Source organism: Burkholderia sp. Ac-20392 (assembly GCF_017104585.1).
In the GTDB taxonomy this organism is placed as follows: domain Bacteria; phylum Pseudomonadota; class Gammaproteobacteria; order Burkholderiales; family Burkholderiaceae; genus Burkholderia; species Burkholderia lata.
In genome coordinates this window covers 1-616 of sequence record NZ_JAAGPB010001184.1, presented here as the reverse complement: position 1 = coordinate 616, position 616 = coordinate 1, and the positions used below count along the sequence as shown (strand labels likewise).

At 71.6% G+C, this 616-nt stretch carries 1 pseudogene; it reads right to left on the bottom strand.

From position 1 onward, the window contains the following. Positions 1–173 precede the first annotated feature (173 nt). Positions 174–616, bottom strand: a pseudogene (locus tag G3N99_RS41505) (PLP-dependent decarboxylase); the annotation flags it as partial.

Below are 616 nucleotides of genomic sequence, written 5' to 3'. Positions count from 1 at the left end.
CGCGCTGCGAGCGCGGCGGCGGCGCGGCGGACCGCGCGCGCAAGCTGTTCGTAAGTCATCGTGCCGCCGCCGTCGGCATACGCGGGATGCTGCGGCCAGCGCGCGGCGCCGTGTTCGAGCAGGTCGGCGACGCTGATCAGGGCGTTCATGATCGGCTCCTCTCTCAGGTTGGTCTAGGCGGGCCGCACGTACACGTGCGCGGCTTCGTGGGACAGGAAATGCGCCATCGAGTACGTGCGGTGATATGCGCCGCAGCGTGCGAACACGGCGATGTCGCCGACCTGCGGCGGTGCGCCCGTGTCGTCGCGGCCGATCACGTCCGCGCGGCTGCAGGTGCTGCCGACATAGATCGTCGGCACGCCGCGTACCGGCGGCTCCGCAGTGCGCCGCACGAGCGACGGCGCGGCCAGCCGGCGCATCACCGATTCGGTCTGCGCGAGCAGGAACGCGTGTGACAGCCCGCCGTCGCAAACCGCGATCGTGCGGTCCTGCCACGTCTTCACCGCGACGACGCGCGTCGCGAACACACCCGCATCGGCGAAGATCGCGCGGCCGGACTCATGCGCGAGCGAGTACTGGCCGGCCAGCGGGGCGAGCGCAGCCGCATAGCGTTCGA